Genomic DNA, 5,822 nt, shown 5'->3' on the forward strand with positions numbered 1-5,822 from the left:
TCGCTAATTATTGGCTATCAATCCCATCCCCATGAAGATTTGATGATTCCTAACGGCAGTACAATACTGGAACCTTATTCAACAGTATTGATTGTGACTAAACCAGGATCTTTACATCAAGTCATTGATTTCATTGAACAGAGATGTTGAGCGCAATGTTTACCGAAACTCTTTATTAGGTGGGATTAGCTACACAGGTATAAAAAATTGGTGTAAATAGTTTTGATGAAGCTGTATCCATATATTTTAGTGATCACTATTATTTTTCTTGCATCTTGTCAATCACCCGAAATTCCACCAAAGTCACAACCCGATGCCATTCCAGCAACCCCATCCCAAAAAATAGTGACGCTGGATAAGAATTTTAAGATAGCAAGCGGTCAAACTGTTTATGTTCCTGTCTACTCTCATATCTATCATCACAATCGGCAGGAGATTTTCGAGTTAGCAGTTACGCTAAGTATTCGGAATACAGATTTGACCAATGCGATCGTTATTACTTCTGTGCGCTACTATAACTCAGAAGGGAAACTAGTTAAAGAATATTTAGAGCGTCCTATTCAACTTGATGCCCTAGCTTCTACAGATTTTTTTATAAATAGAAATGACACCACTGGAGGTTTAGGTGCAAACTTTATTGTCGAGTGGGTAGCCCAAACAGAAATATCCGAACCGATAGTGGAGGCAGTCATGATTGGTACTGACTTTCAACAAGGAATTTCTTTTATCAGTCCTGGTAGGGTCATTAAAAATCAAAATAACGATAAGCGATCGCCTTTAAAATAATTCGTAATGGGCAACTCTTGGAGACGCTAAAAGCGAACGCCCCGCTACGCTAACGTAATTTGTAATTAAGTTTTTCCTCCTTTTCTTGTTCCCATGCTCCGCATAGGAATGCAATCATTAAATTTCCTTGTTCCCATGCTTCGTATGGGAATGCATTCATTGAGTTAGAGATTTAATATCTAACTAGAGGCAGCAAATTCTAATCAGTCAAAACTCAGAGGTTCACTCACGAAGCTTAGAGGTTCATCGACAAAGCTCAGAGGTTCACTCACGAAGCTCAAAGGTTCATCGACGAAGCTCAGAGGTTTACTCACAAAGCTCAAAGGTTCACTCACGAAGTTCAGACTATCCCCAGTTCCCAATCCCTAATCATCTTCAAGCTTCAACAATTGTTCATCAAGATTTTGTATCCGTCCGCGCACAATTTCTTCCGAAAGAATTCGCTTCCGCATTGCCTCATTGAGCGCTCCTTTTTCTGCCAAGAGTAAACGCCGACGAATGGCATCAAGTTTACTGCTGTTGCCACTTCTGCCTTCCACCTCACCAGGGCGACGATTATAAAGTTCCCGCAGTGTCTTTTCTGCACTAGCAATTCGGGCGTTGCATAAATGCGGGATGAATCAGTTAAACACAGGTATTTGCCTATACTTTAAATAGTGAAGTAACAAGCGAATTGAGTATTTAAGCATATCTACTGATTTAGAATAGCACAATGTTTTGCGGTGTAAGCGTGCTAGATAATGACGTAAACGTGTATTTTCACCTTCTACTCTGGTCATATATGTTTTACTAACGATATGGTCTCCTGGCTCAATAAAACTGGGATAAACTTTCCATCCGTCAGTCACATAAAAATAGCACTGCCAACAGCTAACAATATCCCACAAAGGTTTAAATGTTTCGGCACTGTGATCTCCTAAAACCCAAGCTAAAATTCCTTGTTGGAAATGATTTACTGCTGTCCATAACCAAATTTTATTTTTTTTGACCCTACGAAAGTTTCTAGTTCATCCAGTTCTCCCACTTCGGGAATCTCCTCGTTTGGTGGTGCGTCTGGCAATTTTTCACCAATAAGTTTTAGCCAATAAATTACAGTTGTGTGGTGAACACCTTTGGATCTCTCAATAGCTCGGAATCCCTCACCATTAACGTATGCTTTTAAGCATTCAACTTTGACCTCATCTGAGTACCCTTTTGGTGGACTGTATACATCTATAAATTGACGACCACAGCTTACACAAATGTGATTTTGTTTACCTCTTCGTTTACCATTTTTTCTTATTTCCGTAGACTCGCAGTATGGACAATGCACAGTAGAACACCTCACTTCATCCCTCTATTATGCAACGCCACTGTTCTTATAACGCGGCACATTCTCCAGCGTAAACACCCGTGGTTGCAACTGTCGAATGGCTTCTGCTACTGCGATCGCAGCCGTCAGGTCATCAGCCCTTTCAATACCCTTACCCGCTTTAGCTGTGTGGGCTTGACTGAAGTTGGCGCACACCGGAGAGGCATGGAGGTAATCGGGGCTGCGAGGAAAACCTAGAAATCCTGACTGTGCTACTTCTTGCACTGTTAGTTGGATTATTCTACAGCCATACTCGCTAAAGTTGTGGTGATGGGTTTTGGCAATCGCCTGACTTAATTCTGGTTTAGTTGGGTCGAACTCTACTGCAATGACCGGACGAATACCAGCCTGTACCATCCCAGCTTCAATCCCGCCGCCACCAGCGAATAGTACTACAGCAATTGGGGCATCATCTGGCAGAACTGGTTTTAATTTTGTGTTATCAAAATTTTTGCAGACATCTAATTTTGGTGATGTTTTTTTGGCTTTCGCTTTTTTGATAAAAGCGATAATATCTTCCCTAGTTGCCCCCTGCTGTTGCATTAGACGAATCATTGGGACAGCGCCAGGGGGAATTGAGCCGATACTTTTGCCTTTCCATACTCCATCAACTCGTTCTTCCCAGTTATATCCCCATCGGTAATGAGTCGGGTCGTTTGGGTCACGCTCACATATAACTCGTGGGTAAAAAACTATTGAACTATCAAGTAGCTTTTTCTTTTCGAGATACGGATAGAGGCATCCTTGGCTATGAGGTTGTGAGGTTTTAAGGTCGTCCTCTAAGAATTTTTCGGGTGTCGCAGATAACGTAACCTTTACTGGTGCAATAGAAACGAGAAGTGTTTGATGTACTTCAGTTATATGATGTGCGTTTTTCTTTTCGAGGTACGGATAGAGGCATTCTTGGCTATGAAGATGTGAAGCTTTAAGGTCGTCCTCTAAGAATTTTTCGGGTATTGAAGATAACTTAACTATTACTGATTTTGGCTTTGGATGTAGCGTATGACTTAGAACTGTTTTAGTCATGCAGCCACCTTCATAACCAAATCATCAGGTACTTCAAAAATCCCCAACTGCCCAATGTAAGGAATCGGTGTAATCTCGCGTGGATTCTCCAGATGCCAATGGTATTGCCCAGGCATCCCCCAGCCAGAAGCAACTTGTGAAAATTGGCAGTCAACTATTGTGACAATGCCGATGACTTGACCGCGACGGAGAGAGATTAGTTCTGGGATTACTACCCCCATCCCTTGGCAAAATTCTCTCGCTAGCTGATACTCTTTTTTGGTACAAGTCTTGGCTGCATGAATCAGAATGTCGCCGCGATAATGAATAGGCCAACCACGGTTTTCAACATTTTTTAGAGCATAAATTATTGCCCATGCCCAAGGTTGACGAACGGATAGCGCTTTCATGGGTTTTAAAACTCCAGTAATTGAATGTATGCGTCTTTCTTCCGCGATCGCTGGATGTGGCTGTAAATTACCTCGCCAAGTTCAAAAATTTCGATGTAGATAAGTCGCACAACATTGTTGCAGTGCCGAGCTTACCGTAAAGGCGGTTTTTCTCAACAATCAACTCGATAGTGCGGTCGCTTGGGTCTTTTGTGTAAACAGCATCCCGGTAAAGCATTATTAACTGGTCACAAACCTCAAAGATTTCGCCAGAATTACGTAAAAGATGACGATTAGGGCGTTTATCAGCCGTAGTTTGATTGCCCCGATTGATTTGACAGCCCAAGAAAACAGGGATTTTGTGAGACTTGGCAATATCCCGAATCTGGCGGGTAATCTTGCCGACTTCAAAAGCCATGTTCCCGCCTGACTCCAGAGGAATCTGCTGCAAGTAATCAATAAACACAGCACCAATAGAACCACCAAATTCGGCAATGGCACGGCGCACCGCACTTGCAATCATTGCGGTTGTAGGGGAGGAATGCTCGTAAACCTTCCAAGGCAGTTCCACCATCTGCCCTATGCCTTGTGCTATTTGCTCCCAGTAGCATTGAGTATTGGTTTGAATCATAGAAGCGTCTACGCCAGTGATTCGGGCTAGCATTCGGGCATTGAGTTGATTCTTGTCCATTTCTGGAGTTACATACAGAACTGGTAATCCAAGCTTAGTCATGATTTCGTAAGCGTAAGAAATCATGAAGTGGGTTTTGCCCATGTGGGATTCAGCAGCCACTACAACCAAACTGCTGGGATAAATGCCACCGGTGATATTTTCGAGGTCGTACCAGCCAATTCTGTCGCCTGCCATGTTCCCCATCTCCAGCTTTTGAAAAAGTTCAATGCCCATGTCTTGTGCTGAGAAAACTTTGCAACGTTCATCGCTTTGATTTTGGGTAACGCCAAAAACTTTCGCCTCAGCTTCCCCAAGGACAAGTGGTAGTTCAGTTTGCGTCTCGTAACCGAGTTGGACAATTTCATTGCCTACTTTAATTAGCTGCCGCCGTCGATATTTCTCCATCACCAAATCAGCCAAAGCGTCAATGTTAACGGCTGATACAGTGCGGTCTACCAGAGTTGCTAACTTATTCCTGCCACCAATGCGATTGAGCAAATTGTGGTCAGCCAACCAAGCGGTGACGCTTAGTAAATCTGTGGGTTGGTATGTAGCATGAAGTTGGACTGCGGCTTGATAAATATCTTTGTGAGCGCTGATGTAAAAGGCTTCAACGCTTAGGCGATCGCTGACTCTAGTCATTGCTTCTGGGTCAAGCATAATCCCGCCCAAAATCGCTTCTTCAGCCTCGATGTTTTGTGGGGGCAAGTTGTCAAGTGATCTGTCAGGATGGAAAGAAACTACGTTGTCTTGATTAGGGTGCATAATTATCTCCAATTCGCAATTCGCAGTTCGCAATTCGCAATTAAAAAACTTAGATTTAGCAAGGTTTTTAGGTTTTGCATTTGTTTCATTCTTTTAGCGAATTGCTATAAAGTTGAGTTTCGTTTTCTTTCATAATTAAAATTTGTGCCTTGTATCCCGAATGATTAAATTGCTTTCACAATTGCGAATTGCGAATTGCGAATTGCGAATTGCTAGATTAGGCTCTTAGTGCTAATTTTAACTGCGCTTCAACTTCTCGCAAATTCGTGAAAGATGGTCTGGTGTCGCTCGAAACTTTTGGGGTGGTGCCTGCGGCTTGAAGTTTTGCTTTTAGCTCCAGCATTTGTGGGCTGTGTTGATACCCATTGGATGGAACCTGCTTTGATTGCTCTTGCTGACGGCGTATTCGGTCTTGTGCCAGAGCATCTTCGAGCGTGGTGCTAGTGATATTGTTTGCTCTGTGAGCCAAAGCAGTGTGCTGTTGAGGTAGGGGCTGTTTTTCTGTTTGCAATGCTTGGTGATAACGCTGCATCAAGTTTGTCCACCCACCTTTGGTTTTCTCCCAGGTGTTCATGACTGCGATCGCATGAGTAATTTCGAGTTGTGCCGAGCGTTTAGACTTCGTGGCTAATTCAGCAGCCAGAAAATCCACGACTACCGGGTTGAAGTTCTGGTACAAGTTATTCAACTTTCGCTCTCCACTGCACCAAGGTAAAACCCAGCGATTCCACTTGATTTTTTCTCTGACAACCGAATGGCACTGAAATAAGACAAAACCCATGATTGATAATGGTTTGGAGAAATGAAACCCAAATTGTGATTTATCAGTGCAGAGCGGATTCTAAGTAACACT

6 protein-coding genes and 2 pseudogenes are annotated in these 5,822 nt (G+C 42.9%); 2 read left to right on the forward strand and 6 right to left on the reverse strand.

What is annotated here, in order from left to right; translation table 11 throughout:
- Positions 1-150: pseudogene (locus tag H6G26_RS37595) on the forward strand (TrkA family potassium uptake protein); the annotation flags it as partial.
- 75 nt (positions 151-225) lie between these two features.
- Entirely contained in the window at positions 226-786 is a 561-nt protein-coding gene (locus H6G26_RS37600) for a DUF3124 domain-containing protein (protein ID WP_190736718.1), read from the forward strand.
- Positions 787-1,151: 365 nt separating this feature from the next.
- On the opposite strand, the pseudogene H6G26_RS37605 reads toward H6G26_RS37600, so the two are convergent.
- The 6 genes and pseudogenes from H6G26_RS37605 to H6G26_RS37630 form a co-directional block, all read right to left on the reverse strand.
- Positions 1,152-1,382, reverse strand: a pseudogene (locus tag H6G26_RS37605) (sodium:proton antiporter); the annotation flags it as partial.
- Between the two features lie 24 nt (positions 1,383-1,406).
- A protein-coding gene (locus tag H6G26_RS37610; RefSeq protein ID WP_190736724.1) for an IS1 family transposase occupies positions 1,407-2,098 on the reverse strand; the annotation gives its coding sequence in 2 pieces (ribosomal slippage) (positions 1,407-1,763 and positions 1,766-2,098; 690 coding nt in all).
- A gap of 27 nt (positions 2,099-2,125) precedes the next feature.
- Complete coding sequence (locus H6G26_RS37615; RefSeq protein WP_242054249.1) at positions 2,126-3,163, reverse strand: DNA cytosine methyltransferase; 1,038 nt, start codon at positions 3,161-3,163, stop codon at positions 2,126-2,128.
- Positions 3,160-3,552 (reverse strand): ASCH domain-containing protein, encoded by a 393-nt coding sequence (locus tag H6G26_RS37620; RefSeq protein WP_190736720.1) that lies wholly within the window; start codon positions 3,550-3,552, stop codon positions 3,160-3,162. The genes H6G26_RS37615 and H6G26_RS37620 overlap by 4 nt, the downstream gene beginning before the upstream one ends.
- Positions 3,553-3,619: 67 nt before the next feature.
- The gene (locus H6G26_RS37625; protein ID WP_190736722.1) at positions 3,620-4,969 is read right to left on the reverse strand and encodes a DnaB-like helicase C-terminal domain-containing protein; all 1,350 of its coding nucleotides are present in this window, start codon (positions 4,967-4,969) and stop codon (positions 3,620-3,622) included.
- 217 nt (positions 4,970-5,186) lie between these two features.
- Positions 5,187-5,657: a hypothetical protein gene (locus H6G26_RS37630; RefSeq protein ID WP_242054252.1), complete on the reverse strand. Its 471-nt coding sequence runs from the start codon at positions 5,655-5,657 to the stop codon at positions 5,187-5,189.
- Positions 5,658-5,822 lie beyond the last annotated feature (165 nt).

The organism is Nostoc sp. FACHB-888, from assembly GCF_014696655.1.
Taxonomy (GTDB): domain Bacteria; phylum Cyanobacteriota; class Cyanobacteriia; order Cyanobacteriales; family Nostocaceae; genus Nostoc.